The 26,564-nt window shown below is 44.5% G+C and carries 25 protein-coding genes, 1 rRNA gene and 1 riboswitch; of the genes, 24 read left to right on the top strand and 2 right to left on the bottom strand.

The window, feature by feature from the left end:
- From KQI39_RS14350 to pgeF, 9 genes are all read left to right on the top strand, one after another.
- Positions 1-220: ribosomal RNA gene (locus KQI39_RS14350) — 23S ribosomal RNA — on the top strand; the annotation flags it as partial.
- Positions 221-598: 378 nt separating this feature from the next.
- Positions 599-701: riboswitch (TPP riboswitch) on the top strand.
- Positions 698-1,396, top strand: a complete 699-nt coding sequence (locus KQI39_RS14345) for an energy-coupled thiamine transporter ThiT (RefSeq protein WP_148447235.1) — start codon at positions 698-700, stop codon at positions 1,394-1,396. Its footprint overlaps the riboswitch before it by 4 nt.
- Before the next feature lie 244 nt (positions 1,397-1,640).
- Positions 1,641-2,516 carry a methionyl aminopeptidase gene (locus tag KQI39_RS14340; RefSeq protein WP_148447233.1) on the top strand — a complete coding sequence of 292 codons (876 nt, stop codon included), beginning with the start codon at positions 1,641-1,643 and terminating at the stop codon, positions 2,514-2,516.
- 138 nt (positions 2,517-2,654) lie between these two features.
- Complete coding sequence (gene rplS, locus KQI39_RS14335) at positions 2,655-3,002, top strand: 50S ribosomal protein L19 (protein WP_216419139.1); 348 nt, start codon at positions 2,655-2,657, stop codon at positions 3,000-3,002.
- A 96-nt stretch (positions 3,003-3,098) separates the two neighbouring features.
- Positions 3,099-3,707, top strand: a complete 609-nt coding sequence (lepB, locus tag KQI39_RS14330; protein ID WP_173763130.1) for a signal peptidase I — start codon at positions 3,099-3,101, stop codon at positions 3,705-3,707.
- Between the two features lie 28 nt (positions 3,708-3,735).
- Entirely contained in the window at positions 3,736-4,593 is an 858-nt protein-coding gene (gene ylqF / locus KQI39_RS14325; protein WP_215707024.1) for a ribosome biogenesis GTPase YlqF, read from the top strand.
- Positions 4,593-5,348, top strand: coding sequence for a ribonuclease HII (locus KQI39_RS14320; protein WP_148447227.1), 756 nt, complete (start codon positions 4,593-4,595; stop codon positions 5,346-5,348). The genes ylqF and KQI39_RS14320 overlap by 1 nt, the downstream gene beginning before the upstream one ends.
- Positions 5,349-5,399: 51 nt before the next feature.
- Positions 5,400-5,759, top strand: coding sequence for a YraN family protein (locus KQI39_RS14315; RefSeq protein WP_148447259.1), 360 nt, complete (start codon positions 5,400-5,402; stop codon positions 5,757-5,759).
- 18 nt (positions 5,760-5,777) lie between these two features.
- Positions 5,778-6,623 (top strand): peptidoglycan editing factor PgeF, encoded by an 846-nt coding sequence (gene pgeF / locus KQI39_RS14310; RefSeq protein ID WP_216419137.1) that lies wholly within the window; start codon positions 5,778-5,780, stop codon positions 6,621-6,623.
- Here the strand turns inward: pgeF and KQI39_RS14305 are convergent.
- A complete protein-coding gene (locus KQI39_RS14305; protein WP_015525311.1) occupies positions 6,610-7,782 on the bottom strand; it encodes a ribose-phosphate pyrophosphokinase in 1,173 nt (390 codons plus the stop codon). The two genes, pgeF and KQI39_RS14305, sit on opposite strands and share 14 nt — an antisense overlap.
- Before the next feature lie 145 nt (positions 7,783-7,927).
- Between KQI39_RS14305 and KQI39_RS14300 the strand changes: the two genes are divergently transcribed.
- The 4 genes from KQI39_RS14300 to KQI39_RS14285 are packed head-to-tail and all read left to right on the top strand — an operon-like array spanning position 7,928 to position 12,282.
- Positions 7,928-9,313: a DUF512 domain-containing protein gene (locus KQI39_RS14300; RefSeq protein WP_173763134.1), complete on the top strand. Its 1,386-nt coding sequence runs from the start codon at positions 7,928-7,930 to the stop codon at positions 9,311-9,313.
- Positions 9,276-10,601, top strand: coding sequence for a ribosome biogenesis GTPase Der (gene der, locus KQI39_RS14295; protein WP_021975838.1), 1,326 nt, complete (start codon positions 9,276-9,278; stop codon positions 10,599-10,601). Before KQI39_RS14300 ends, der begins: the two co-directional genes overlap by 38 nt.
- Positions 10,602-10,605: 4 nt before the next feature.
- Complete coding sequence (plsY, locus tag KQI39_RS14290) at positions 10,606-11,253, top strand: glycerol-3-phosphate 1-O-acyltransferase PlsY (protein ID WP_216419135.1); 648 nt, start codon at positions 10,606-10,608, stop codon at positions 11,251-11,253.
- 12 nt (positions 11,254-11,265) lie between these two features.
- Positions 11,266-12,282, top strand: coding sequence for an NAD(P)H-dependent glycerol-3-phosphate dehydrogenase (locus KQI39_RS14285; protein WP_173763136.1), 1,017 nt, complete (start codon positions 11,266-11,268; stop codon positions 12,280-12,282).
- Positions 12,283-12,400: 118 nt separating this feature from the next.
- On the opposite strand, the gene KQI39_RS14280 is transcribed toward KQI39_RS14285, so the two are convergent.
- Positions 12,401-13,228, bottom strand: coding sequence for an aldo/keto reductase (locus KQI39_RS14280; RefSeq protein WP_202031007.1), 828 nt, complete (start codon positions 13,226-13,228; stop codon positions 12,401-12,403).
- 346 nt (positions 13,229-13,574) lie between these two features.
- Here KQI39_RS14280 and KQI39_RS14275 point away from each other — a divergent pair, with 346 nt between their 5' ends.
- The 11 genes from KQI39_RS14275 (at position 13,575) to acsV (ending at position 26,555) form a co-directional block, all read left to right on the top strand.
- Positions 13,575-13,967, top strand: coding sequence for a hypothetical protein (locus KQI39_RS14275; RefSeq protein WP_021975842.1), 393 nt, complete (start codon positions 13,575-13,577; stop codon positions 13,965-13,967).
- A 65-nt stretch (positions 13,968-14,032) separates the two neighbouring features.
- Entirely contained in the window at positions 14,033-14,215 is a 183-nt protein-coding gene (locus KQI39_RS14270; protein WP_021975843.1) for a CooT family nickel-binding protein, read from the top strand.
- Positions 14,216-14,308: 93 nt separating this feature from the next.
- Positions 14,309-15,241, top strand: a complete 933-nt coding sequence (locus tag KQI39_RS14265; RefSeq protein ID WP_021975844.1) for a methylenetetrahydrofolate reductase — start codon at positions 14,309-14,311, stop codon at positions 15,239-15,241.
- Positions 15,242-15,344: 103 nt separating this feature from the next.
- The gene (locus KQI39_RS14260) at positions 15,345-16,115 is read left to right on the top strand and encodes an ATP-binding protein (RefSeq protein WP_216419133.1); all 771 of its coding nucleotides are present in this window, start codon (positions 15,345-15,347) and stop codon (positions 16,113-16,115) included.
- 117 nt (positions 16,116-16,232) lie between these two features.
- Positions 16,233-18,125 (top strand): anaerobic carbon-monoxide dehydrogenase catalytic subunit, encoded by a 1,893-nt coding sequence (cooS, locus tag KQI39_RS14255; protein ID WP_118071624.1) that lies wholly within the window; start codon positions 16,233-16,235, stop codon positions 18,123-18,125.
- A gap of 44 nt (positions 18,126-18,169) precedes the next feature.
- Positions 18,170-18,943 (top strand): ATP-binding protein, encoded by a 774-nt coding sequence (locus KQI39_RS14250; RefSeq protein WP_118514473.1) that lies wholly within the window; start codon positions 18,170-18,172, stop codon positions 18,941-18,943.
- A 17-nt stretch (positions 18,944-18,960) separates the two neighbouring features.
- Positions 18,961-21,090, top strand: coding sequence for an acetyl-CoA decarbonylase/synthase complex subunit alpha/beta (gene acsB, locus KQI39_RS14245; protein ID WP_216419131.1), 2,130 nt, complete (start codon positions 18,961-18,963; stop codon positions 21,088-21,090).
- A 172-nt stretch (positions 21,091-21,262) separates the two neighbouring features.
- Entirely contained in the window at positions 21,263-22,204 is a 942-nt protein-coding gene (gene acsD, locus KQI39_RS14240; protein WP_118071625.1) for an acetyl-CoA decarbonylase/synthase complex subunit delta, read from the top strand.
- 21 nt (positions 22,205-22,225) lie between these two features.
- Positions 22,226-23,572, top strand: a complete 1,347-nt coding sequence (acsC, locus tag KQI39_RS14235) for an acetyl-CoA decarbonylase/synthase complex subunit gamma (RefSeq protein ID WP_118071626.1) — start codon at positions 22,226-22,228, stop codon at positions 23,570-23,572.
- 110 nt (positions 23,573-23,682) lie between these two features.
- Positions 23,683-24,468: a carbon monoxide dehydrogenase/acetyl-CoA synthase methytransferase subunit gene (gene acsE, locus KQI39_RS14230; RefSeq protein WP_118062497.1), complete on the top strand. Its 786-nt coding sequence runs from the start codon at positions 23,683-23,685 to the stop codon at positions 24,466-24,468.
- A gap of 146 nt (positions 24,469-24,614) precedes the next feature.
- The gene (gene acsV / locus KQI39_RS14225; protein WP_015525294.1) at positions 24,615-26,555 is read left to right on the top strand and encodes a corrinoid activation/regeneration protein AcsV; all 1,941 of its coding nucleotides are present in this window, start codon (positions 24,615-24,617) and stop codon (positions 26,553-26,555) included.
- Positions 26,556-26,564 lie beyond the last annotated feature (9 nt).

Raw genomic sequence — 26,564 nt, 5'->3', positions numbered from 1 at the left:
GACCGCTGGTGGACCGGTTGGCTTGCCAAAGCCATGGCCGGGTAGCCAAGTCCGGAAGGGATAAACGCTGAAGGCATCTAAGCGTGAAGCCCCCCTCAAGATGAGATATCCCATTCTTATGAAGTAAACCCCCTTGAAGACGACGAGGTAGATAGGGCAGAGGTGGAAGTGTGGTAACACATGGAGTTGACTGTTACTAATCGGGTGAGGGCTTGACCAACCAGCCGAGGAAGCGGGCAGGATGTAGCAGAAATGGGGCGGAGCAAGCTTGCTTGTGGAGAACCATTTATGATACAGACTGAACATTTGCGAAGCAAATGACATCGAACGACGGAGTCGTGAGATGACCCCCGCTGGAGTAGCCTACTAAACAGGCGATGCAGCTTTAGCTGCGAGCCCGTGAAAAAAGCTACAAATCGGCACGCAGGTAAAACTTGATTCAAAAACGATTAACAATCATCAACAACCACATGTATGTAGTTTTCAAGCTACAAGGGAAAGAGTAAAACAGGAGAGAAATCCACATACAGATTTCTTTCCTGTTTTTTCGTATACACAATTCCCCCCCATTTACATCCCCCTCCCCATATGCTACAATAGGTAAGACCAAGGGAGCCTGACCAGGCTGAGAGGAGGCGCAAGCTTCGACCTTTGAACTTGATTTGGGTAATCCCAACGTAAGGAGGAGAGAAAGAGTATGTTTAATTTTCTTGTAACTGCCGAAGGCGGTCTCACAACGGCAGGATATGTCGTATCTGTGATTGCAGTTCTGATTCTGGTAATCCTGGTAGCAGCATTACTTCAGAAAAACACATCCGCATTGAAACTCACCACACAGCAGCTGGTTACCTGTGCAGTAGCACTGGCGCTTGCATATGTAACTTCTTACATTAAATTATTTAAACTGCCATTTGGTGGATCTGTAACCTTATTCAGTATGTTGTTTATCGTTCTGATCGGTTACTGGTACGGTGTTAAAGTAGGAATTCTCACAGGTCTTGTATATGGAATTTTCCAGTTCCTTCAGGAGCCATATGTCCTTTCCTTTTTCCAGGTATGCTGTGATTATATCCTGGCATTTGGAGCAATGGGACTTTCCGGATTATTTACAAAATCCAAGAAATATGGCCTTCTGAAAGCCTACATTGTAGCAATTCTGGCAAGAGGTGCATTCCACGCACTTGGTGGATACCTCTACTGGATGGATTATATGCCGGATAATTTTCCGAAGTCTTTGACAGCTTTGTATCCGATCATTTACAATTACAGTTATATTCTTCTGGAAGGAGTACTTACTATTGTTGTGATTTCCATACCAGCAGTGTCCAGTGCACTTGGAAGAATGCGGGTGATGGCAACCGGTGGAAACCGACAGGCTGCAGCCGCTGAAAAATAAAAAATGCATAAATAAAAAGGGATCGTTCAAAATATTGCGATTCCTTTTTTAATGGAAAATTATAAAAAGTTAAATAAAACAAACCAAAAACACAAAGAATACTTTTCACTTAAACAAAGTTGTGCTATGATAATCAGGCGGAGTAATTCTCCATAAAAAATATCACAGACAGATACCACATATCTGAACATATAAAATACAAAAGAAAAAGCAGTCATACAGCTGCGAAAAGGAGAAGGAAAAGATGTCTAAAAAAATCGAACGAAATGATCCCTGCTGGTGCGGAAGCGGAAAAAAATATAAAAAATGCCATGAAGCATTTGATGAAAAAATGGAACTCATGAAAAAGAAAGGATATGCAGTTCTTGACCATGATCTAATCAAGACACCTGCACAGATCGAGAAGATCAAAGAGAGCTGCAAGATCAATATCGCAGTTCTTGACTATGTTGCAGAGCACATTGGACCAGGCGTGACCACACAGCAGATCGATGACTGGGTACATGAGGAAACCGTACGCCATGGGGGAATTCCGGCACCACTTAATTATGAAGGTTTTCCAAAAAGCGTATGCACATCAATCAATGAGGTAGTGTGTCACGGAATCCCGGATGAAGAGACTGTCTTAAAAGAGGGAGATATCGTCAATGTAGATGTATCTACCATCTACCAGGGATATTTTTCCGATTCCTCCCGTATGTTCTGTATCGGAAAGGTAAGTCCGGAGAAGGAGAAACTCGTCCGTGTGACAAAGGAATGCGTAGAGCTTGGCCTCGAGCAGGTAAAACCATGGACACCGATCGGAAATATGGGAAGTGCCGTGCATAAACATGCAGTAGAAAACGGTTATACCGTTGTCAGAGAAATTGGCGGACATGGTGTAGGCCTTGAGTTTCACGAAGATCCGTGGGTAAGTTACACTTCCAAAGAAGATACAGGAGTACTCATGGTTCCGGGAATGATCTTTACCATTGAGCCAATGGTTAATATGGGATCTGACGAAATTTATACAGATGAGATTGATGACTGGACAGTGCGGACAGAAGATGGCCTGCCGTCTGCACAGTGGGAGATCATGGTACTTGTCACAGAGACGGGACATGAAGTACTTTGCTGGTAAAAACACTCGAAAATCCAGGAAAAAAGTTCTTGCAATAGGAAGTTATCTAGTGTATAATCACTTATGTTGTGAAAAAAGATGGTCCTCTGTTACCACATGTGTATTAAGAACATCCAGTATAATTAAGGAGAGAAAGACATGAACGAAATTATTAAGAACATTGAGTCCGCTCAGCTGAAAGCTGAAGTACCGCAGTTCCGCGTAGGAGACACAGTAAGAGTACACGCACTGATCAAAGAGGGAACACGTGAGCGTGTTCAGATCTTCGAGGGTACAGTACTTAAGAGACAGGGCGGAAGCACAAGAGAGACTTTCACAGTAAGAAAGAGCTCCAACGGTGTTGGCGTTGAGAAAACATGGCCACTTCATTCCCCACACGTAGTTAAAGTTGAGGTTATCCGTCATGGTAAAGTACGTCGTGCGAAACTGAACTACCTGAGAGAGCGCGTAGGTAAAGCAGCTAAGGTTAAAGAGCTTGTAAAATAATTTCATAAGTAAAGAGGCAGGGACAATAACATTTGCTATTGTCCCTCTTTTTACATCAGTGCGTATGCGTGTAAAAACACATACAGGGGATAGAATATGGGATTAAATAAGAAAATAAAGATTGAGGATCTGAAGGATAACAGAGCTGTTTCCGAAGCCAGGGAGAAGCTTCGGGATGACAGGACAAGAGGAATCGTGAAGTGGGTATTTGAGATTATTGTAACTCTGGTTTTTGCTGTGCTGGTTGCGATTTCCGCATTTCAGACCGTGACACTGCAGGAAAGCGCCATGGAACCCACATATTCTGTAGGTGAAAAATTTTTTGTAAACAGGGCTTTATACAAGTTCAGTTCGCCAAAACGTGGAGATGTGATCGTTTTTAAGACAAGTGCCAGTGACTCGGCAGCTTTGCATATTCGACGTGTAATCGGCCTTCCGGGAGAGACTGTTCAGGTTAAAGACGGACAGGTTTATATCAATGGTAAAGTTTATGAAGAAAACGGAGCTTATCAGGATATGACAGATGGAGGACTTGCAGACAGTGCCGTAACACTGGAAAGTGGAGAATATTTTGTCCTGGGTGATAACCGTAACAACAGTGAGGACAGCCGCTTCAGCGATATCGGAAATATTAACAAGAAGTATATTGTTGGAAAAATATGGTTTACAGTTTCTCCAAAAAATAAAATAGGATTTATAAAATAGATCAAAGTACAGATAAATGAGGTGAATTATGAACGTACAGTGGTATCCAGGCCATATGACGAAGGCGAAACGCCAGATGCAGGAAGATATCAAGCTGATCGATCTGATCATTGAACTTGTAGATGCAAGAGTTCCGCTTTCCAGCCGTAATCCGGATATTGATGAACTTGGAAAAAACAAGGCACGTATGATCCTTCTCAATAAGGCAGACCTTGCCGATGAGAGACAGAACCGTGCCTGGATGGAATATTTTAAAGAAAAAGGAATCTATGCAGTAAGTATTGATTCCCGCAATAAGGGCTCCATGAAGGCTGTTTCTGCGGCAATCACGGAAGCCTGTAAGGAAAAGACAGAGAGAGACCGGAGACGAGGAATCAAAAACCGTCCGGTACGCGCCATGGTAGCAGGAATCCCGAATGTTGGAAAATCAACATTTATCAATACCTTTGCAGGAAAAGCCTGCGCCAAGACCGGCAATAAACCGGGAGTTACAAAAGGTAAACAGTGGATCCGCCTGAATAAAAGCGTAGAGCTTCTGGATACACCAGGAATTCTCTGGCCAAAGTTTGAAGATCAGGAGGTGGGAATGCGTCTTGCCTATATCGGCTCTATCAAAGATGACATTCTGAATATCGAAGAACTTGCTCTTGGGCTCATTGGATATCTGCAGGAGTTTTACCCGGCAGCACTGAGAGAGAGATACAATGTGGAAGAAGGACAGAAGCCGCTGGATATCCTCACTGCAGTTGCAAAGGCAAGAGGCTGCCTGAAAAAGGGCGAAGAGCTTGATTATGAGAAGGCATCCCGTCTTTTACTGGAAGAATTCCGTTCCGGAAAACTTGGAAAGGTGACATTGGAATTCCCGAAAGAAACAGAGGAAGCATAATGGAAACAATGAAAGATATCAAGGCGCAGTTTGCGTCAGCGAAGGAGGGCGAATACAACGCCCTTTTTCAGCATTATGAAAACGATGAGAGAAGCGGTGTACAGAAATTGATCCAGCAGTACCGCAAAAAACTTCAGGCGCTGGAAAATGAGCGTGCGCGCACAGAGATCATGAAGGAATATGAACATAAGTATGAACACCTGGGATATCTCTGTGGGATCGATGAAGTGGGAAGAGGCCCCCTTGCCGGCCCGGTAGTAGCCTGTGCGGTGATCCTTCCGAAAGACTGCGATATTTTATGGCTCAATGATTCCAAGAAACTTACAGCCAAAAAGAGAGAAGAGCTCTATGATGTGATCATGGAAGGGGCAGTTTCCGTTGGGATCGGAATGGCAAGTCCGGAGAGAATTGATGAGATCAATATCCTGCAGGCAACTTATGAGGCAATGCGCCAGGCGGTAAGTAAACTTTCTGTGCAGCCGCAGCTGCTTTTAAATGATGCGGTTACCATACCGGGGATCCAGATCCCGCAGGTACCCATTATCAAAGGTGACGCAAAAAGTGTATCCATTGCAGCGGCAAGCATTGTGGCGAAGGTGACCAGAGACCGGATGATGGAAGAATATGACAAGGTTCTTCCGGAGTATGGATTTGCCTCCAACAAAGGCTATGGGTCTGCAGCACATATTGAAGCATTGAAGAAATACGGGCCAAGTCCGATACACAGAAAAACGTTTATCACACATTTTGTATAAAAAATAAGATACGAAAGATACCGACATCAAAAACAGAAAGGTTTTGTTTTTCTGAAAGAAAATAGAAGACAGAAGGGCAGCTATTATGAGGGAATTGCTGCATCATTCCTGGAAGAAAAAGGACTGAAGATCAGGGAAAGAAATTTTCGCTGCCGAAGTGGTGAGATCGATCTCATTGGACGGGATGGAAGATATCTGGTATTTATTGAAGTGAAATACAGAAAGAACGGAAAAAGTGGAAGTTCTTTTTCAGCGGTAGGGAGAGAAAAACAGCGGATCATCAGCAGAGTGGCAATGTTTTACTTGATTGCACATGGATACCGGGAGTTGCCTCCCTGCCGTTTTGACGTAGTGGGTATTGATGGAAAAGAGATTCACTGGATAAAAAATGCTTTTGATTTTTGCAGATGAAAGGACTGGTTACATAAGATGAAAATAAAATGGTACAAAGATAAGCAGTTAATGAATGTAAATCAGAAAAGCGGAGTTACGTGGCTGACGTATCCTGCTTTTGAAAAAATTCCCGGGATCGTACATGGCTTCAGCACCCGTCTGGGCGGAATGAGTCAGGGAATTTATGAATCCATGAACTTAAGCTTTACAAGAGGAGATAACGAGGATGCAGTGCGGGAAAATTACCGCAGACTTTCGGATGCCATGGGATTTTCCATGGAAGATATCGTAACTTCAGATCAGACACATACCACCAATGTACGTGTGGTTACGGAAGAAGACCGGGGAAATGGAATCACGAAACCGAGGCCTTATACAGATATGGATGGAATGATTACCAATGTACCTGGACTGGTTTTGACGACCTTTTATGCGGACTGTGTACCACTTTTCTTTGTAGATCCGGTACATAAAGCGATAGGACTCTCCCATTCCGGGTGGAGAGGTACGGTAGGAAAGATCGGTAAAGTGACGGTGGAAAAAATGGCTGAGGAATTTCAGACAGACCCTTCAGAACTTTACGCAGCCATCGGTCCGTCTATCTGTCAGGACTGTTATGAAGTCAGTGAAGATGTGATCGATCAGTTTAAAGAAGCATTTGAAGAAAAATACTGGGATGTACTTTTTTATGAGAAACCAGATGGAAAATATCAGCTGAATCTCTGGGAGGCAAACCGAAGAATCTTTCTGGATGCAGGCATAAAAGAAGAGCGGATTTCCATGCCGGGCATCTGCACCTGCTGTAATCCGCTCTTTCTTTATTCACACAGGGCTTCTCACGGAAAACGTGGAAACCTGGGAGCATTTCTTACTGTTCGTTGACTTTTTTCATGAGATCCATGATCTTTTCGTTACTGGAACGAACTTTCTCGACAGATACATCATGGTTGATGATATCGATGATACTTGCAAGATATTTGCTCATATTTGCCTCGATATAGTATGGACGGTCAAGAAGTTCCGGAATACGGTAGTTAAGGTTGGTTGTGATGACTCTGTCCAGCCAGCCTTTTTCGTAATATTCGTCAAATTTGGCCACACCATCTGTAAACAGACCGTAGGTTGTGCAGACGAATACACGTCCGGCTTTACGCTCTTTCAGCTGACGGGCAACATCCAGCATACTCTCTCCAGAAGAGATCATATCGTCGATGATGACAACATCTTTACCCTCTACGGAATCTCCAAGGAACTCATGGGCAACGATCGGGTTCTTGCCATTGACAACGGTGGAGTAATCACGGCGTTTGTAGAACATACCCATATCAACTCCAAGGATATTGGAGAAATATACAGCACGTGACATAGCGCCTTCATCCGGGCTGATGATCATGAGGTGATCATTATCGAGTTTGAAATCCGGGACATTTTTGACCAGTGCTTTCAGGAACTGGTATGTCGGGAAAAAGTTATCAAAACCTTTCAGTGGAATAGAGTTCTGCACACGTGGATCATGAGCATCAAAAGTAATGATGTTGGAAACGCCCATTGCGCTTAACTCGCGAAGTGCAAGTGCACAGTCGAGAGATTCTCTCTTGGTACGTCTGTGCTGACGTCCCTCGTAAAGGAATGGCATGATAACGTTGATACGGTGTGCTTTACCGGTGGCTGCGGAGATAATTCTCTTCAGATCCTGGTAATGATCGTCCGGAGACATGTGGTTCTCGTGGCCGCATACGCTGTAAGTAAGGCTGTAATTGGTCACATCTACCATAATGTAAAGGTCTGTACCACGAACGGATTCTTTGATGTAACCTTTACCTTCACCGGTTCCGAAACGTGGGCATTCGCAGTCTACAAGGAAAGATTTCTCTGCATAGCCCTGTGGAATAATGGTGGATTTCTTGGCTGCTACAAGTTCTTTACGGAATTTAACCAGCTTTTTGTCAACCTCCTCGGCCAGTTCGCGGCATCCGGCAAGTGCAGCGATTCGGATCGGGGCAACAGGCATAGACTTCTCCAGCAATTCTATGTTTGGCATAATATTCCTCCTAAGTGTATGTCATAAAAAAATTCTCAGTCTATTTATAACATCAGACGCACGTGTCAGTCAAGGTGTTTTCTCAAAGTGTTGATTTTTGGAACCAAAGTTGTTATTATATACGGGATAGAAAAGGGAGATAATGATGAAATTAAGAAAGCATATGATTTCCAGGGTGCTGCCCGACAGTATTGCCGAGGAGCTGGGGCTGGAACCAGGGGACAGACTTGTGTCTGTAAACGGTCAGCCTGTGGAGGATGTCTTCGATTACCGGTATCTCATGAATGAAGAGCTTGTGGTGCTTCTGGTAGAGAAGCCCGATGGCGAAGAGTGGGAGCTGGAGGTAGAGAAGGAATATGAGGAAGACCTTGGAATAGAATTTGAGAACGGGGGACTGATGGATGACTATCGTTCCTGTTCAAATAAGTGCATGTTCTGTTTTATTGACCAGATGCCGCCGGATATGCGTGAGACGCTGTATTTTAAGGATGACGATTCCAGGCTTTCCTTTCTTCAGGGAAATTATGTGACGCTTACCAATATGAGCGAGAAGGATATTGAGCGAGTGATCCGCTATCATCTGGAACCGATCAATATTTCATTCCAGGCAATGAATCCGGAACTCCGGTGCAAAATGCTGCATAACCGCTTTGCAGGAAAGGCCCTGGAGAAGGTGGATATGCTGTATAACGCAGGGATCACCATGAACGGACAGATCGTACTGTGTAAAGGTGTTAATGACGGGGATGAGCTGGAATACAGCCTTGAGAAGCTTTCCGCCTATGCTCCGGTTCTTCAGAGTGTTTCTGTTGTGCCGGTGGGACTTACCAAATACAGAAAAGGTCTCTATCCTCTGGAACCTTTTAATAAAGAAGATGCAGAAAAAGTTCTGAGTCAGATCGAACGCTGGCAGAAGATCATGGTGGAGAAGTACGGGATTCATTTTATCCATGCTTCGGATGAGTGGTATATTTTGGCAGGAAGGGAGCTTCCCTGTGAGGAGGAATACGACGGATATCTGCAGCTTGAAAATGGCGTGGGAATGTTAAGACTTCTGGAAACCGAAGTAAAGGAAACACTTAAGGAACTTACCGGTGACGACCGTAAAGTGACAGGAAGGATCGCCACAGGAAAACTGGCGGCGCCTTTTATTGCCCGCTATATAGAAGAAATCAAGAAAAAATTTCCCAATGTGCAGATTCCGGTGACAACCATCGAGAATCGCTTTTTCGGCGAAAAGATTACGGTGTCCGGTCTGATCACAGGGCAGGATCTGAAAGAACAGCTTTCCGGCCTTGACCTGGGAGAAAAACTTCTGATCCCATGCAGCATGCTGAAAGGTGATGAAGAGATTTTTCTGGATGATATGACACTTAAAGAACTTTCTGAGGCACTGAAAACAGAAATTGTAATTGTAGACACAGGAGGACGTGATCTGGTAGAGGCTGTGATCAATCCTCCGAAACATAAACCAACAAGAAGGAGACAAATTTATGAGCAAACCAGTAGTAGCGATAGTGGGAAGGCCTAATGTAGGCAAATCCACTCTGTTTAACGCTCTGGCAGGTGATAATATTTCCATAGTAAAGGATACACCAGGAGTAACCCGTGACAGAATTTATGCAGATGTCACATGGCTTGACCGGACATTTACCCTGATCGATACAGGCGGAATTGAGCCGGACAGTAGCGACATCATTCTTTCCAGAATGAGAGAGCAGGCGCAGATTGCCATTGACACGGCAGATGTGATTATTTTTATCACAGATGTCCGCCAGGGGCTTGTGGATTCTGACGCCAAGGTGGCAGATATGCTTCGCCGCAGCGGCAAGCCGGTACGCCTTGTAGTCAACAAAGTGGATAGCCATCAGAAGTACATGATGGATGTATATGAATTCTATAATCTTGGAATCGGAGAACCGATCCCAATTTCCGCAGCCAACAGACAGGGTCTTGGAGATATGCTGGATGAGGTAATCAAAGAGTTCCCAGATAAGAGCGAGGAGGAAGATCAGGACGATATCCCGAAGATCGCCATTGTAGGAAAGCCGAACGTTGGAAAATCTTCTCTGATCAACAAACTTCTTGGTGAGGAGCGTGTGATCGTATCCAACATTGCGGGAACTACACGTGATGCCATTGATACCAAGGTTACCTGGAACAATAAGGACTATGTATTTATTGATACTGCAGGACTTCGCCGTAAAGGAAAAGTAAAAGAAGAGATCGAGCGCTACAGCGTTATCCGTACAGTAACAGCTGTAGAGCGTGCAGATGTGGTCGTAGTTGTGATTGATGCTTCCGAGGGAGTTACCGAGCAGGATGCCAAGATCGCGGGAATCGCCCATGACAGAGGAAAAGGTATCATTGTAGCTGTAAACAAATGGGATGCCATTGAGAAAAATGACAAGACCATCTACAAGCATACTGAGAAGATCCGTCAGATCCTTTCCTTTATGCCGTATGCACAGATTATTTTTATTTCTGCAAAAACAGGCCAGAGACTTCCGAAGCTCTTTGAGAATATCGATACAGTTATCGAGAATCAGACACTCCGTATCCAGACCGGTGTTCTCAATGAGATCCTTTCTGAGGCAGTTGCTCTCCAGCAGCCGCCGTCCGACCGTGGTAGAAGGCTGAAGATCTTCTACATGACACAGGTTGCGGTAAAACCGCCGACATTTGTAATTTTTGTCAACGATAAAGAACTGATGCATTTCTCCTATGTAAGATATCTGGAGAACAAGATCAGGGATGCCTTTGGATTCTCCGGAACTTCCCTGAAATTCATCATCCGCGAGCGCGGGGAAAAGGAATAAAAATATGGAACGTATTATTTGCCTTGTTATTGGTTATGTATGCGGACTTTTCCAGACAGGTTATATTATAGGAAAGCTTCACAAGACAGATATCAGAGAGCATGGAAGCGGAAATGCGGGAACGACTAACGCATTCCGCACTTTCGGAAAAAAGGCGGGAGCGCTTACACTTCTGGGAGACTGCCTGAAGTGTGTGCTTGCCATTGTGATCGTGAGAATGATTTATGGGAACTCCATGAGCGGTATTCTCCCGCTTCTGACGCTTTATGCTGCGCTGGGCTGTATTCTGGGACATAATTTCCCGATTTCCATGGAATTTCGTGGTGGAAAAGGAATTGCAGCCTCTGTGGGCATGATCATTGCTTTTGACTGGCGGATTTTTATTGTATGTGCAGTTGCCTTTTTTGCACTGTTTTTTACAACACATTACGTATCTCTCTGTTCCCTCAGTGCCTATGCGGCAGCGTTTATCCTGGTCCTTGTTTTTGGACATATGGGAAAATACGGGATGGATCAGCCACATACTGTGGAACTCTATATTGTGATGGCGGTTCTTACAGCTATGGCTTTTTACAGGCACAGAGCCAATATTGGAAGGCTTCTTCATGGAACTGAGAATAAAGTATTCCTAAGCAGCAAGAATAAAAAATAAGAGGTAAAATTTATGGCGAAAATCAGCGTACTGGGTTCGGGGAGCTGGGGCATGGCCTTGGCACTCCTGTTGCATAATAACGGCCATGAAGTCCTTCTCTGGTCAGCAAGACCGGAGGATGCCCGGAAACTCCGGGAAAAAAGAGAAAATCCTGACCGGCTTCCAGGTGTACAGATTCCGGAAGACATTGAAATTCTGACAGATCTGGAACGGGCGATTAAAAGTGCTGATGTAACAGTGCTGGCAGTGGCTTCTCCGTACATTCGAAGTACGGCTCATAAAATGGCACCATTTATCAGGAAGGGTCAGAAGATTGTCAATGTTGCAAAAGGTATCGAAGAAAAAACACTGAAAACACTCAGTGACGTAATTGAGGAAGAAATTCCTGAGGGAGATGTGGCAGTTCTTTCAGGTCCAAGTCATGCGGAAGAAGTTGGAAAAGGAATTCCTACGACCTGCGTGGTCAGCGCACGTACAAGGGTGACTGCAGAATATCTTCAGAGTATTTTTATGAGTCCTGTATTCCGCGTGTATACAACGCCGGATATTCTGGGAGTAGAACTTGGGGGAGCACTTAAGAATGTGATTGCACTGGCAGCAGGTACCGCTGACGGATTGGGATATGGAGACAATACAAAAGCAGCTCTGATCACCAGGGGAATCACGGAGATTGCAAGGCTTGGAAAGAAAATGGGAGCACAGATGGAAACGTTTTACGGACTTTCCGGAATTGGTGATCTGATCGTAACCTGTGCGAGCGTACACAGCCGTAATCGAAAAGCCGGATATCTGATCGGTCAGGGATGTACAATGGAACAGGCTATGGATAAGGTACAGATGGTTGTGGAAGGTGTTTATTCCGCAAGAGCCGCAAGAGAACTTGCGGAGAAATATGAAGTGGAGATGCCTATCATAACGGAAGTGAACCGTGTACTTTTTGAGGGAAAATCTGCAGCAGAAGCGGTAATGGATCTGATGTTGCGTGACAAAAAAGTGGAAACACCGATGCTCCCCTGGGAAAATGTATGAGCCAGAAACATTCGCCCGCTTCAAACATATGAAATTCAGTTAAAAAAATAAAAAAGATATCTGCCAGAAGATTTTTTTAGGATCAGGCAGATATCTTTTTTATGTTATTATGAAAAAACTAAAACTGAATGTCACGGAGATCTTCCGGAACATGAGAAGTATGAAGATCTTCATTAAGCGTATCAATGATCGCCATGTCTTCATCTTCGATATTGAAATCAAAAATATTTCCATTGCTTCGGATACGTTCCGGATTGCTGGATTTTGGAATAACGGAAATTCCTTTCTGGATGGCCCAGCGAAGACCTATCTGTGCAGGAGTCCTTGCGTATTTGGTTCCCAGAACACACATGACATCATTGTCAAAATAGGCACCTCTTGCCAGAGGGGCATAAGCCTGTACCTGAATGCCAAAAGCCTTACAGTATTCGATCAGCTCGGATGGATAACACAGGGGATGACATTCAATCTGATTTACAGCCGGAATAATTCCGGAAATTTTACGGAGCTCTTCCAGATGCCGGATGTCAAAATTGCTGACACCAATACTTAAAGCACGTCCGGATTCCAGGATTTTTTCCAGTTCTTTCCAGGTGCTGAGGTAGCAGCCGGGAACCGGCCAGTGGATCAGGCAGAGATCAACATAACTGAGTTTCAGGCGGTCAAGACTGCGGGAAAAAGCACCCTGAACATCACCCAGACGTTGAGCGGTGTTCCAGATCTTGCTGGTGATAAAAAGATCTTTACGGGGAACCCCACATCTGGCAACGGCACGTCCCACACTTTCTTCGTTTTTGTAAACGGATGCAGTATCAATCATGCGATAACCTGCAGAGATTGCAGAAATGACAGCAGCCTCAGCCTGTACGTCGTCGGGCAACTTATATACACCAAGCCCCAGGAGGGGCATTTCTCTGTCGTTATTCAGAAAAACAGTCTCTCTCAAAATAATTCCTCCTTGTTTGTTCTGTTTCCCATGTTTTTGCTATTATAGCACAAAAATATGAAAGAATCACATCAAATATATTACAAAAGTGATAAAGCTTGATCCGGATTTCAAAGCTGCTATGAGCAATATTAGATGGTTTGGAGAAACTAACTTCGTTAAAATCGAAACAATCGGGTTAATTAACTGTCAAAGTTTTTGAAAAATCAAGAAAAATGGCGCATAATTTTGGATATTTTTTATAATAATTTTCTTGATAATAAAGGCAAAAAGATGTATAATGAATTTAATTGATAAATTCTTGTCATGAGCGTGTCCGCCCTGCGGATACAGGAAAGGGGTATTTATGCATTTAATCAAAGATGAGAATGGCAACCTTGTTCAGCATGGACATGCGGACAGCCACGAACATACACATGAGCACACTCACGAGGATGGAGTGACTCACAGCCATACACACAGTCATGCAGAAGGAGACAGCCACTGCCATACACACGGCGATGGCCACTGCGGTTCCTGCGAGTCCGGTGACTGCAAGAATGAGACTGTAGCACTTCTTACCTATATGCTGCAGCATAATGAGCATCATGCGGCAGAACTTGACCAGATGGCTGACAACCTTAAGAAACTTAACATGGATGCAGCTGCCAAGACAATCAAGGAAGCAGTATCCGATTTCCAGAAGGGTAATATGAGACTAGGACTTGCCCTTACCCTTGTTAAGGAAGAACTGAAATAAACTGACAGAATGATTTTGACAGCAGAGCGGAAGAACAGAAAACCGCTTATTTGGAGGAATTGATTATGTGTCTTGCAACTGTATATAAAGAAGAAGATAATTCAGTAATTTTTAAAAATGTAAGCCGCATTGATGTGGACGGAAATAAATTGATCCTTCGTGATATCATGGGAGATGAGCGCGTGGTAGAGGGCAGTATTCTCATGGTAGATCTGGCGAACAGTATCGTGAAACTGCAGTGTGACTGATATTACAGCAGTTTTATGGAAATGTGAGCTGAGGGAATGACAGAGATCATTCCTATAAAAATATAATAACACTAAGACGTGGAGGGACGATCAATGAAATTATCTGAAGCAATGAGAGAAAAAATGTTGCTTTCCTTTGAACTTTTTCCACCGAAGACAGAAAAAGGCATGGCAAATCTGCCGGGAACCATTGAACATCTCATGAAGTATAAACCGGAGTATATTTCCTGTACATACGGTGCCGGCGGCGGAAATGTCGGCGCAAACAGAGAAGTATGCCAGATGATCAAGAATGCAGGAACCACTCCTGTAACACACTTCACAGTAATCAAGAATACAAAAGAAGGCATCAAAGAGCAGCTGGAACAGTATCTGGCTGAAGGCGTAGACCATATGCTTGCGCTTCGTGGAGATATTCCGCTTGGTGAGACAACAACATGTGGAGACTTCAATTATGCAACCGATCTTGTTAAATTTGTCCGCGATGAATTTGGCGATAAATTTGAGATCGCAGTAGCCGGCTCACCGGAAGGCCATATCGCATGCAGAAGCCTGGATGCGGATATCGCTGTTTTAAGACAGAAACAGGACAATGGCGCTGACTACATTATGACTCAGCTTTGCTGGGATATGGAACAGTTCAAATACTGGCTGGACGCTATCCGTGAGGCTGGTGTGACAATGCCTGTAGATGTTGGAGTAATGCCGATCCTGGATCAGGCAGCTACCATTAACATGGCTCTTTCACGTAATGGCTGTGTGATGGACAGCGAGCTTTGTAGACTGATCTCCAGAAACTGGCTGTTCCCGAATCCGTTCAATGCAAAAGACGCTGACGGTAAACCGTTTGACATGTTCTATGAGGACAAGGTTAAACGTTTCAAAGAAGAGGGAATCGAATACACTATCAGACAGATCGATGAGTATCGCGCCCTTGGTGTTGACGGTATCCATCTTTATGCATTGAACAAATGGAAAGATGTATCCGAGATCATTGACAGATCCGGACTTCGTACACTTATCTAAAGTTAAATACAATTTCCGGCACGATGCGGAGGTGCCAGAACAGTATCAGGCACCTCCCTTATGCGCCGGCATAACAGATATAAAATCAGGAGGTGCCCGTTTTATGGCACATGTTATTGCAGTCGCCGGAAAAGGCGGCGTTGGAAAAACTACATTATGCGGAATGCTGATCCAGTATCTCTGCGAAAAGAAAAAAGGACCTGTACTGGCTGTAGATGCAGATGCCAATTCAAACCTGAATGAGGTTCTTGGCGTAGAAGTAGATACCACACTGGGAGATGTCCGTGAGGAGATTGCCCATGCGGAGATGGCAGAGAAAAGCCCGATCCCGACAGGAATGTCCAAAGCTGATTATGCTGAGGTACGTTTCGAAGATGCACTTGCAGAGGAAGACGATTACGACCTTCTTGTAATGGGAAGAACCCAGGGAAAAGGATGCTATTGCTTTGTGAATGGTCTGCTTCAGGCCCAGCTTGCCAAATACCAGAAGAATTATCCATATATTGTTGTGGACAATGAAGCAGGAATGGAACATATCAGCAGAGGAATCCTTCCGAGTATGGAAACAGCGATCCTTGTAAGCGACTGTTCCAGAAGAGGCGTACAGGCAGTTGGCAGAATCGCAGAACTTATTAAGGAATGCGATATGAAGCCTTCCAGAGTAGGTCTTATTATCAATCGCGCGCCAAAAGCAGAACTGAATCCAGGAATCCTTGAGGAGATCCGGAATCAGGGACTCGATCTGATCGGTGTGGTACCACAGGATGAGGCAGTTTATGAATATGACTGCGATGGTAAACCAACCGTTACTCTTCCTGAGGATAATCCGATGAGAAAAGCAGCTTTTGAAATTTTTGATAAATTAGGTTTATAACGAAATATAAACCTTTTTTTAAAAAAGAAAATAACCCATGGGTGGGGATGGGTTCCTGCCCTGGGCTTATTATAAAAAGAAAAATAAAAATAGATGTGCTATTAAAGGAGGTCTATAATGAGTGAATTCAAATTAACTACAGTGGAGGAATTTGAAGCCGCTACAGCCCGTCTTCTCGAGACAGGTGCAAAGGTAGGAGCAGATGCATGGCAGATCCGTGCAAAAAACCAGACTCCGCACTGTAAATTCGGTGAGCAGGGTATCTGCTGCCGTATCTGTGCAATGGGACCGTGTCGTATTACACCGAAGGCTCCAAGAGGAATCTGCGGATGTGATGCTCATGGTATCGTAGGAAGAAACTTCCTTAAATTTACAGCCGGTGGTGCAGCTACTCACTCCGATCATGGTCGTGAGATCTGCCATACACTGTACTGTGCAAAAGAGGGCGGAAATTATCAGGTAAAAGATCCTGAGAAACTGCTTCGCATCGCTAAAGAGTGGGGTGTGGAAACAGAAGGCAAGGATATCTATGATCTGGCTCATGAGATGGCTGAGATCGGTCTTATGGAATATGGTAAACCGTTCGGATATCAGAGATTCCTTGACAGAATGCCTGCAGGACAGAAAGAAAAACTGATCGAGAATGAAATCGCACCACGTGCTATCGACCGTGAGGTTGCAAGCTCCTTGCATATGTCTCATATGGGATGTTCATCTCTTCCGGAGGCACTTGTAAAACAGTCTCTTCGCTGCGGTATGGCTGATGGATGGGGCGGTTCCATGATGGGAACAGAGTTCTCTGATGTATTATTCGGAACTCCGAAGCCACTTGATACAGAGGCTAACCTTGGAGTAATGGTTGAAGAGAACGTAAACATTGTTGTACACGGACATGATCCGAGTCTTTCTGAGATGATCTGTGAGTATGCAGACAGCAAAGAAATGATCGATTATGCAAAATCTGTAGGAGCAAAAGGAATCACCGTTTCCGGTGTGTGCTGTACTTCTAACGAGGTAGCTATGCGTCGTGGTGTTCCGATGGCTGGTAACTTCCTGCAGCAGGAGAACGTAGTACTGACAGGTGCCTGCGAGGCGATCGTAGTTGATGTTCAGTGTATCTTCCCTGCATTAGGACCTCTGAGCAAATGCTTCCATACTAAATTTGTTACAACTTCTCCGATCGCTCAGATGCCGGATTCTGAATTTATCAGATTCAACGCTGAGACAGCAGGAGAAAATGCAAAAGCAATCGTTAAGATGGCTATCGATAACTTCAAGAACAGAAAACCTGAGCTTGTACATATCCCACAGCTGAAACAGAAAGCTACTGTTGGTTATTCAGTAGAAGCGATCGTTAAAGTTCTTGATGGTGTTACAAACTCTCAGGTTGATGTAACAGGAACAACCAAACCATTACTTGAGTGCATCACTTCTGGTGTTATCCGTGGTGCTGTTGCTATGGTTGGATGTAACAATCCTAAGATCCGTCCTGACTATGCACATATCGAACTGATGAAGAAGTGTATCGCAAATGATATCATTATCATCGCTTCCGGATGTTCCGCACAGGCAGCTGCTAAAGCTGGTCTGATGGACAAATCCGCAAGAGATCTCTGCGGTGCAGGTCTGAAACGTGTCTGTGAGCTGGCTGATATCCCACCAGTACTTCATATGGGATCCTGCGTAGATATCTCCCGTATGATGATCCTGGCTGCTGAACTTGCAAAAGATGCAGGACTTCAGATCAATCAGCTTCCTGTAGTAGGATGTGCTCCTGAGTGGATGTCTGAAAAAGCTGTATCCATCGGTAACTACGTAGTTGGTACTGGTATTGATACATTCCTTGGCGTTGATCCATATGTTTCCGGTTCTTCAGAAATGTGCGAGCTTCTTACAGAGGGAACAAGAAAATGGACAGGTGCTGCTTACACAGTAGAGACAGACATCGAGAAATTAGTTGATCTTATGATCGAGAGAATTGAAGAGAAGAGAACAGCATTAGGAATCTAATCCGTTGCGATCTTTAAAATGTTATAAAAGGTGGAAGACGTAAAATGAAAATAGCAGTAACCGGTAAAGGCGGAGTAGGAAAAACAACTTTCGCAGCAACACTTGCAAGATTATACGCAGATGAGGGAAAAAAAGTCCTTGCGGCAGATGTGGATCCGGATGCGAACCTGGGTCTTGCCCTTGGATTTGACGAGGAAACCTTGGATTCTATTGTTCCGATCTCAAAAATGCGTAAGCTTATAGAAGAACGTACCGGAGCCAACAGTCAGAATCAGTTTTATAAGCTGAACCCAAAGGTAGACGATATTCCGGATACTTATGGAAAAACCTGTAATGGCGTAAAGCTGCTTGTCCTTGGGACTGTGGAAACAGGTGGAGGCGGATGCGTCTGTCCTGAACATGTGATGCTTAAAAGAGTGATCAATAACCTTGTGATCCACAGAGATGATGTGGTGATCATGGATATGGAAGCCGGCCTGGAACATCTGGGCCGGGGCACCACGGAGAGCATGGATGAATTTATTGTAGTGATCGAACCAGGGGCAAGAAGTGTACAGACATATAAGAATGTTAAACGTCTTGCAAAGGATCTGGGAGTTTCTCAGGTTAAGGTCGTGGCTAATAAGGTAAGAAATCCGGAGGATGAGGAATTTATCCGGAATAAGATCCCGGCGGAGGATCTGCTTGGAATGATCCACTACAATACAGAAGTTATAGATGCTGATCGTCAGGGAAAATCTCCCTACGATTTCAGTGAAACTGTAACAGCTGAAATCAGAAAAATCAAAGACAAAATTGATCAGAATTCAATTCTGTAAAAATAGGAGGTATTACAGTGACTTTATTTGATAGAGTATTCGGCGGAAACGATGCTGTATATGGTTTAACAGAGGGTGCTATTGACGGCGCGATCGCTCAGTATGGCGAAGACAAAGCTGTCAGCTTCCCGAATACCGCTTACAGCCTTCCTTGCTACTATGCTGTAACAGGAACAAAAGTTACAACATTAAAAGAATTAAAAGAAGCTCTTGGCGTTGTAAAAACACTTATGACAAGAGAGAAAAGACTGAACGATGCATTCATGTCCGGTGTTGCTACAGCACTCTGCGCAGAGTTCATCGAGGTTCTGAAATATATCGACGGAGCAACTCCTTACGAAGAGCCATGCTATGGACATCTTGGTGATGCTGTTATCCGTGAGCTCGGTGTACCGCTCGTAACAGGCGATATCCCAGGCGTTGCTGTTATCCTTGGTGCTGCTCCTACTACAGAAGAGGGTGTTGCACTTGTAAAGAGCTATCAAGCACAGGGTATCCTGGTAACACTTGTTGGCGGAATCATCGACCAGGTTGCTGAAGCCGGAATGAAGACAGGCGCTAACGTACGTGTTATTCCTCTTGGAAAAGATGTTACATCTGTTGTTCATGTAGTTTCCGTTGCGATCCGTGCAGCTCTGATCTTCGGTAACGTAACACCTGGAGATGCAGGAACACTTATGAAATACACAATGGATCGTGTACCGGCATTTGTTAACGCATTCAAACCGCTGGATGATGTGATCGTAGCATGCGGTGCAGGCGCTATCGCACTTGGATTCCCGGTTGTTACAAATGAGACAGAGAATATCTTCCGTGTACCGAAGAGCCTTATCGTTCAGGAGGACGTAAGTAAATTTAACGCTACTTCTCTTGAGGCACGTGACATTAAGATCAAGATCACAAATATCGATATCCCGGTTGCTTTCGCATCTGCATTCGAGGGTGAGATCATCCGTCGTAAAGATATGCAGGTTGAGTTCGATGGTTCCCGTGTAGACTGTGCAGAGCTTGTACATACCTGCGATGCGTCTGAGATCGAGGATCACAAGATCACAGTGATCGGACCTGAAGTAGATGAGATGGAATTCGGCAGCAAGAACAGCATTGCATATGTTGTTAAAGTTGCAGGTAAGAACATGCAGGCTGACTTTGAGCCGGTTATCGAGCGTAAATTCCACAACTACATCAACTGTATCGAGGGTGTATACCATACAGGACAGCGTGATATGCAGCGTATCCGTATCAGCATTGATGCATTTAATGCAGGATTCAGAATCAAACATATCGGTGAGGTTCTGTATGCATCTGTTAAGAATGAGTTCGATGCAGTTGTTGATAAATGTGAGGTTGTTATCTATACAGATCCTGCTGAGTGTACAAGAATCCGTCATGAGGTTGCAATCCCGATCTTTGACAAACGTGATGAGCGTCTTGATACTCTGACAGATGAGTCTGTTGACGTATATTACAGCTGTATCCTTTGCCAGGCATTCGCACCAAGCCACGTATGTGTAGTAACACCTGAGAGACTTGGTCTTTGTGGTGCGGTTTCATGGCTGGATGCAAAAGCTACACATCAGCTTGACCCGGCTGGTCCTTGCCAGATCATCACAAAAGAGCGTCCGATCGATGAGAATCTTGGTTCTTATGAGGACGTTGATGAGGCAGTTCAGAAATTCTCCCAGGGTGCTCTGGAGCACGTTACACTGTACTCCATCATGCAGGATCCGATGACTTCCTGCGGATGCTTCGAGTGTATCTGTGGTATTGAGCCATTCTCCAACGGTGTTGTTATTGCCAACCGTGAGTATGCAGGTATGACACCACTTGGAATGACATTCCCTGAGATGGCATCCATGACAGGTGGTGGAGTTCAGACACCTGGATTCATGGGACATGGTAAACATTTCATTTCCTCCAAGAAGTTCATGAAGGCTGAGGGCGGTATCGAGCGTATCGTATGGATGCCAAAAGAACTGAAAGAGTTCGTAGCTGACAGACTTAATAAGACTGCAAAAGAGCTTTACGGAATCGATAACTTTACAGACATGATCGGTGATGAGACAATCGCGGAAGATCCAGAGACACTGGTTGCATTCCTTACAGAAAAAGGACATCCGGCTCTCGGACTTGATCCGATGATGTAATTTATCAGGGAGAAAGGATGTGCGGACATCCTTTCTCCTGTAAAATGTTAAAAAGTTTGTTGATTTTTTAACAGAAATATGGGACTACATCTTGCCAATAACTGGTGTTATGTAGTATAATATAAGAAGCTCTGTAGTTTTTAATTATTATTTTTAAGGAGGCTAACGAAAAATGCCGTTTAATCAGAAACCACAAAAGTTCAATGCAAAGATTAATGCTGTCACAATCGGAAGCGGAGATAAGACTGTGACAATTGGTGGGGATTGTACATTCCCGTTTTATTCCTTTGACGCAGAGTCAGAGAACTGCCCGAAAATCGGCGTAGAGATCTCTGATATGGGTCTTGAGGGCGTATCTGAAGGTATCAAAGCTTACTATGAAGGCGCTACTACAATGGCTGACATCGCTAAGAAAGCTGCAGCTATGGAAGGTGCTGACTTTGTTGCACTTATCCTTGAGGGCGGTGACCCGAACGGTGTTAACAAATCCATCGATGAGCTGATCGCAGTTGTTAAAGAAGTTGCAGATGCAGTTGACTGTCCACTGGTTGTAGAGGGCTGCAAGAATGTTGAGAAGGATGCAGAGCTCCTTCCGAAGGTTGCAGAGGCTCTTCAGGGCAGAAACGCACTGATCCTTTCTGAGAAAGAGGAGAACTACAAAGCAATCGGTGCAGCAGCAGGTCTTGCTTACAATCAGATCGTAGGCGCTGAGTCTGCCGTTGATATCAACCTTGCTAAACAGCTTAACGTTGTTACTACACAGCTTGGTGTAGATGCTAAGAAGATCGTTATGAATATCGGTAGTGCAGCAGTTGGTTATGGATATGAGTACGTAGTATCTACTATGGACCGTATCAAAGGTGCCGCTTTAGGCCAGGATGATAACATGCTGCAGATGCCTATTATTACACCTGTATCCGCAGAGACATGGAATGTTAAAGAGGCTATGGCTTCCGAGGCTGACATGCCGGCATGGGGACCACAGGACGAGCGTGGAATCGACATGGAAGTTGAGACAGCAGCAGCTGATCTTGCAGCTGGTTCTGATGCAGTTATCTTAAGACATCCGGAATCCGTTAAGACAATTTCCAAGCTGATCAAAGCACTTGCGTAATAAATAGGAGGATAAAGAGCTATGGCACTGAATGGTATTCAGATCTTTAAATTAACACCAAAGAAAAACTGTAAGGAATGTGGATGCCCTACATGTATGGCTTTCTCTATGAAAGTTGCACAGGGCGCTATGAAAATTGAGCAGTGTCCTCATATGTCCGAGGATGCATTAGCATCTCTTTCTGAGGCAACTGCACCGCCAATGAAAACTATCAAGATCGGAACAGGCGACGGAGAGTTTACACTTGGTGGAGAGACTGTTCTTTTCAGACATGAGAAGACATTCGTAAGCAAAACAAGATATGCCGTATCACTTTGCACATGCATGAGTGATGAAGAAGTAGAAGCTAAACTTGCAGAGATCCCACAGGTTGATTACGACCGTATCGGTGAGAGAATGCATGTAGAGCTTGTATATGTAAACTGCGATGAGAATGCAGATGCTGCAAAATTCACAGCACTTGTAGAGAAGGCGAAAGGCCTTGGAAGAACACTGATCCTTGGCTGTACAGATCCTGAAATCGCAAAAGCTGCCCTTGAAGTATGTAAGGACGGCAAACCGGTTCTTAACGGAGCAAACGCTTCCAACTATGAGGCAATGAGCAAAGTTGCTACAGATGCAGGCGTAGTTCTTGGTGTATCCGGTAAGGACATCAACGAGTTATATGATACTACAGCAGCTATCGAGAAACTTGGAAACAAGAATCTCGTACTTGACACAACAGGAGCTGACATCAAAGAGACTTTTGCAAACACTGTACAGGTTCGTCGTGCAGCTCTTAAGAATCAGGACAGAACATTTGGTTATCCTTCCATCGTTAACCTTGTTAAACTTGCGAAGGGTGACAAACATTTACAGGCAGCACTTGCTTCTATGTTTACTATGAAATATGGTTCCATCATCGTTATGGAGCAGATGACATATGCAGAGGCACTTCCGCTGTTCGGACTTCGTCAGAACGTATTTACAGACCCGCAGAAGCCAATGAAGGTAGAGCCGGGCATCTATCCTCTGAACGGAGCAGACGAGAATTCTCTCGTTGTAACAACAGTAGACTTTGCTCTTACATACTTCGTAGTATCTGGCGAGCTGGAGCGTTCCGGCGTTCCGCTTAACCTGGTAATCAATGATGCAGGCGGACTTTCCGTACTGACATCCTGGGCAGCCGGTAAATTCTCCGGAAACAGCATCTCCGAGTACATCAAAGAGAATGTTGAGCCGAAGGTTAAATGCAGAAGACTGGTTATTCCTGGTAAAGTAGCAGTTCTTAAGGGAGACCTTGAGGCTAAGCTTCCTGGATGGGAGATCATCGTAGGACCAAGAGAAGCAGTACAGCTTGTGAAATTCTTAAAAGACCTTGACGCATAATCTTAAGGTTTGAGAAATCAGCTGTCCGGCAATGCCGCCGACAGTTATAAGAGGCTGTGCAGGGTTGCTGCACAGCCATATCCTACTAATATGTAAAGGAGAACACGAGTATGGCAAAATTTGTAACAATTGGGGAGAGACTTTCAACAACAGCACCGGCAGTAAACAAAGCATTTACTGAGAGAGATCCTGAGCCGATCATCAAAAGAGCGAAACAGCAGCTTGATGCAGGCGCTACATATCTTGATGTAAATATCGGACCGGCTGAGAACGATGGCGAGGATCTTATGAAATGGGCAGTACAGCTCCTTCAGTCCGAGTTTGACAACGTTCCGCTTGCTCTGGATACAACAAACCAGAAAGCAATCGAGGCTGGTATTTCTGTATACAACAGAAGCAAAGGTAAACCGATCGTAAACTCTGCAGATGCTGGTGACAGAATTTCCAATATTGATCTCGCAGCAGCTAACGATGCGATCTGTATCGCACTTTGCTCTTCCGGTATGGTTGCAGCAGACAACGACGAGCGTATGATGCACTGCCAGAACATGCTTGAGAGAGGCCTTGGCCTTGGCATGGAAGCAGAGGATCTCTGGTTCGACCCGCTGTTCTTGGTTGTAAAAGGAATGCAGGACAAACAGATGGAAGTTCTTGAGGCAATCAAGATGTTCTCCGAGATGGGCCTGAACTCCACAGGTGGTCTTTCCAATAACAGCAATGGTATGCCAAAACATATCCGTCCGATCATGGACTCCGCTCTCGTAGCTATGGCTATGATGAATGGTCTTACATCTGCAATCGTTAACCCTAATGACCTTCGTCTTATGGAAACAATCAAATCCTGTGACGTATTTAAGGGTAACACACTTTACGCAGATTCTTACCTTGAGATCTAATTTGGCGTGTGAACAAAACAGGAGCGCTATTTCAGAGGCTGGGGGCTTCGGCCTTCAGCCTCTTTTTTACTAATATAGTTTAGTCTAACTCCCAGCGCCACAGGTGGAAGACAAAACATTCACGAGGCGAGAAAGGTGGTTACTGAATGTTTAAAGTAACGTTTGCTTTTGAAAATGGCAGTACGGTAGAAGCATTTGCCAATGCGGGGGATAATTTACTGGAGGTTGCTCGTAGTGCCAATGTGGCTATCGATGCACCATGTTCCGGAAACGGAGCCTGTGGAAAATGTCGGGTACAGTTAAAAAGCGGAGAACTGGACTCAAAGAAAACTCTTCATATTTCGGATGAAGAATATGGCGCAGGCTGGCGTCTGGCCTGTATGAGCAAGATCAGTGCAGATGTGGAGGTTCTTGTTCCGGATATTGCATCCGCATATAAGAGCCGAATGAAAGTGGCTGATTTGAGCTCAAAAGAAGAAATCGCTATTTTTGAAAATGCCAAGCATGAAGTTGAGATGGCTGGCATAGAACTTACAAACAGTCTTGATGTTGTGGAACTTCAGATGGATATTCCATCACTGGATGATACCATGCCGGATAATGAAAGACTGACCCGTGCACTTCAGAAGTTTATGAACCTGAAGCGTGTCAGAATTCCGTATGCGGTGCTTAAGAAGCTTCCAGATGTACTTCGTGAGAGTAAATTTTCTGTGAAGTGCGTGGTTCGTACAGCACCAAATGACATGTATGTTTATGATATTTTTGACAGTAAGAAAGATGTTGTGATCGGTGGTCTTGCTGTAGATATCGGTACCACAACCGTTTCGGCAGTCCTGATCAATATGGAAACAGGAGAGATCCTGGCCAAGAGTTCTTCCGGAAACGGACAGATCCGTTTTGGTGCGGATGTTATCAACCGTATCATCGAATCTCAGAAACCTGGCGGAAAGAAGAAACTTCAGGATGCGGTGATCAAAGAGACCATTAACCCGATGATCCATGAGATGTGCAGAAGTATTCATTTCCCGGAGAAACAGATCTACCGGATGTGTGTTGCTTCTAATACAACCATGAATCATCTGTTTGCAGGGATCAATGCGGATCCGCTTCGTATGGAACCGTATATTCCTACGTTTTTCAAAACAAATTCCTTGTTTGCATCGGATGTGGGAATTGAGATCAATCCGGATGCACATATTATCATGGCTCCGAATATCGGAAGCTATGTAGGTGGAGATATCACTGCCGGTACACTGGTAAGTATGATCTGGAACAGACCGGAATTTTCTCTGTTTATCGACCTTGGTACTAACGGAGAGCTTGTATTCGGTAATTCCGATTTTATGATGAGCTGTGCATGTTCCGCAGGTCCTGCCTTTGAGGGTGGAGATATCAGCTGCGGTATGCGTGCTACAGACGGTGCTATTGAGGCATGTACCATTGATAAAGAAACTATGGAGCCGACATATAAGGTTGTAGGTGAACCTGGAACCAAACCGGTAGGACTTTGCGGTTCCGGTATCATTGATGTGATCAGTGAACTTTTTATGACAGGAATCATCAATCCGAAGGGAAAATTTGTCCGTGAGGGCAAAAGAATCCGTCACGATCATTATGGCATGGGAAGCTATGTGATCGCGTTTGAAGAGGAAGCCGGTTCTGCCAAGGATGTTGAGATCACAGAAGTAGATATTGATAATTTTATCCGTGCCAAAGGTGCTATTTTCTCTGCAATCCGTACTATGCTGAATTCTCTTGATTTCGATGTTTCCATGATCGATGACGTATATGTTGCCGGTGGAATCGGAAGCGGGATCAATATGGCTAATGCAGTACATATCGGAATGTTCCCGGATATCCCTCTTGAGAAGTTCCATTACATTGGTAACTCTTCTCTGACGGGTGCTTATCTGATGCTTCATTCCACATCAGCAGAGAAGAAAACCTATGAACTGGCTTCAAATATGACTTACCTGGAGCTTTCTACAGTTCCTACCTATATGGATGAGTTTGTAGGTGCATGCTTTATTCCGCATACGGACACAAATCTGTTTCCGTCTGTTATGGAAGAACAGCAGAAGAGATAAAGCAGACTA

Source organism: Blautia sp. MSJ-36, from assembly GCF_018917985.1.
Taxonomy (GTDB): Bacteria; Bacillota; Clostridia; order Lachnospirales; family Lachnospiraceae; genus Blautia_A.
This window is presented reverse-complemented; position numbering and strand designations above follow the sequence as displayed.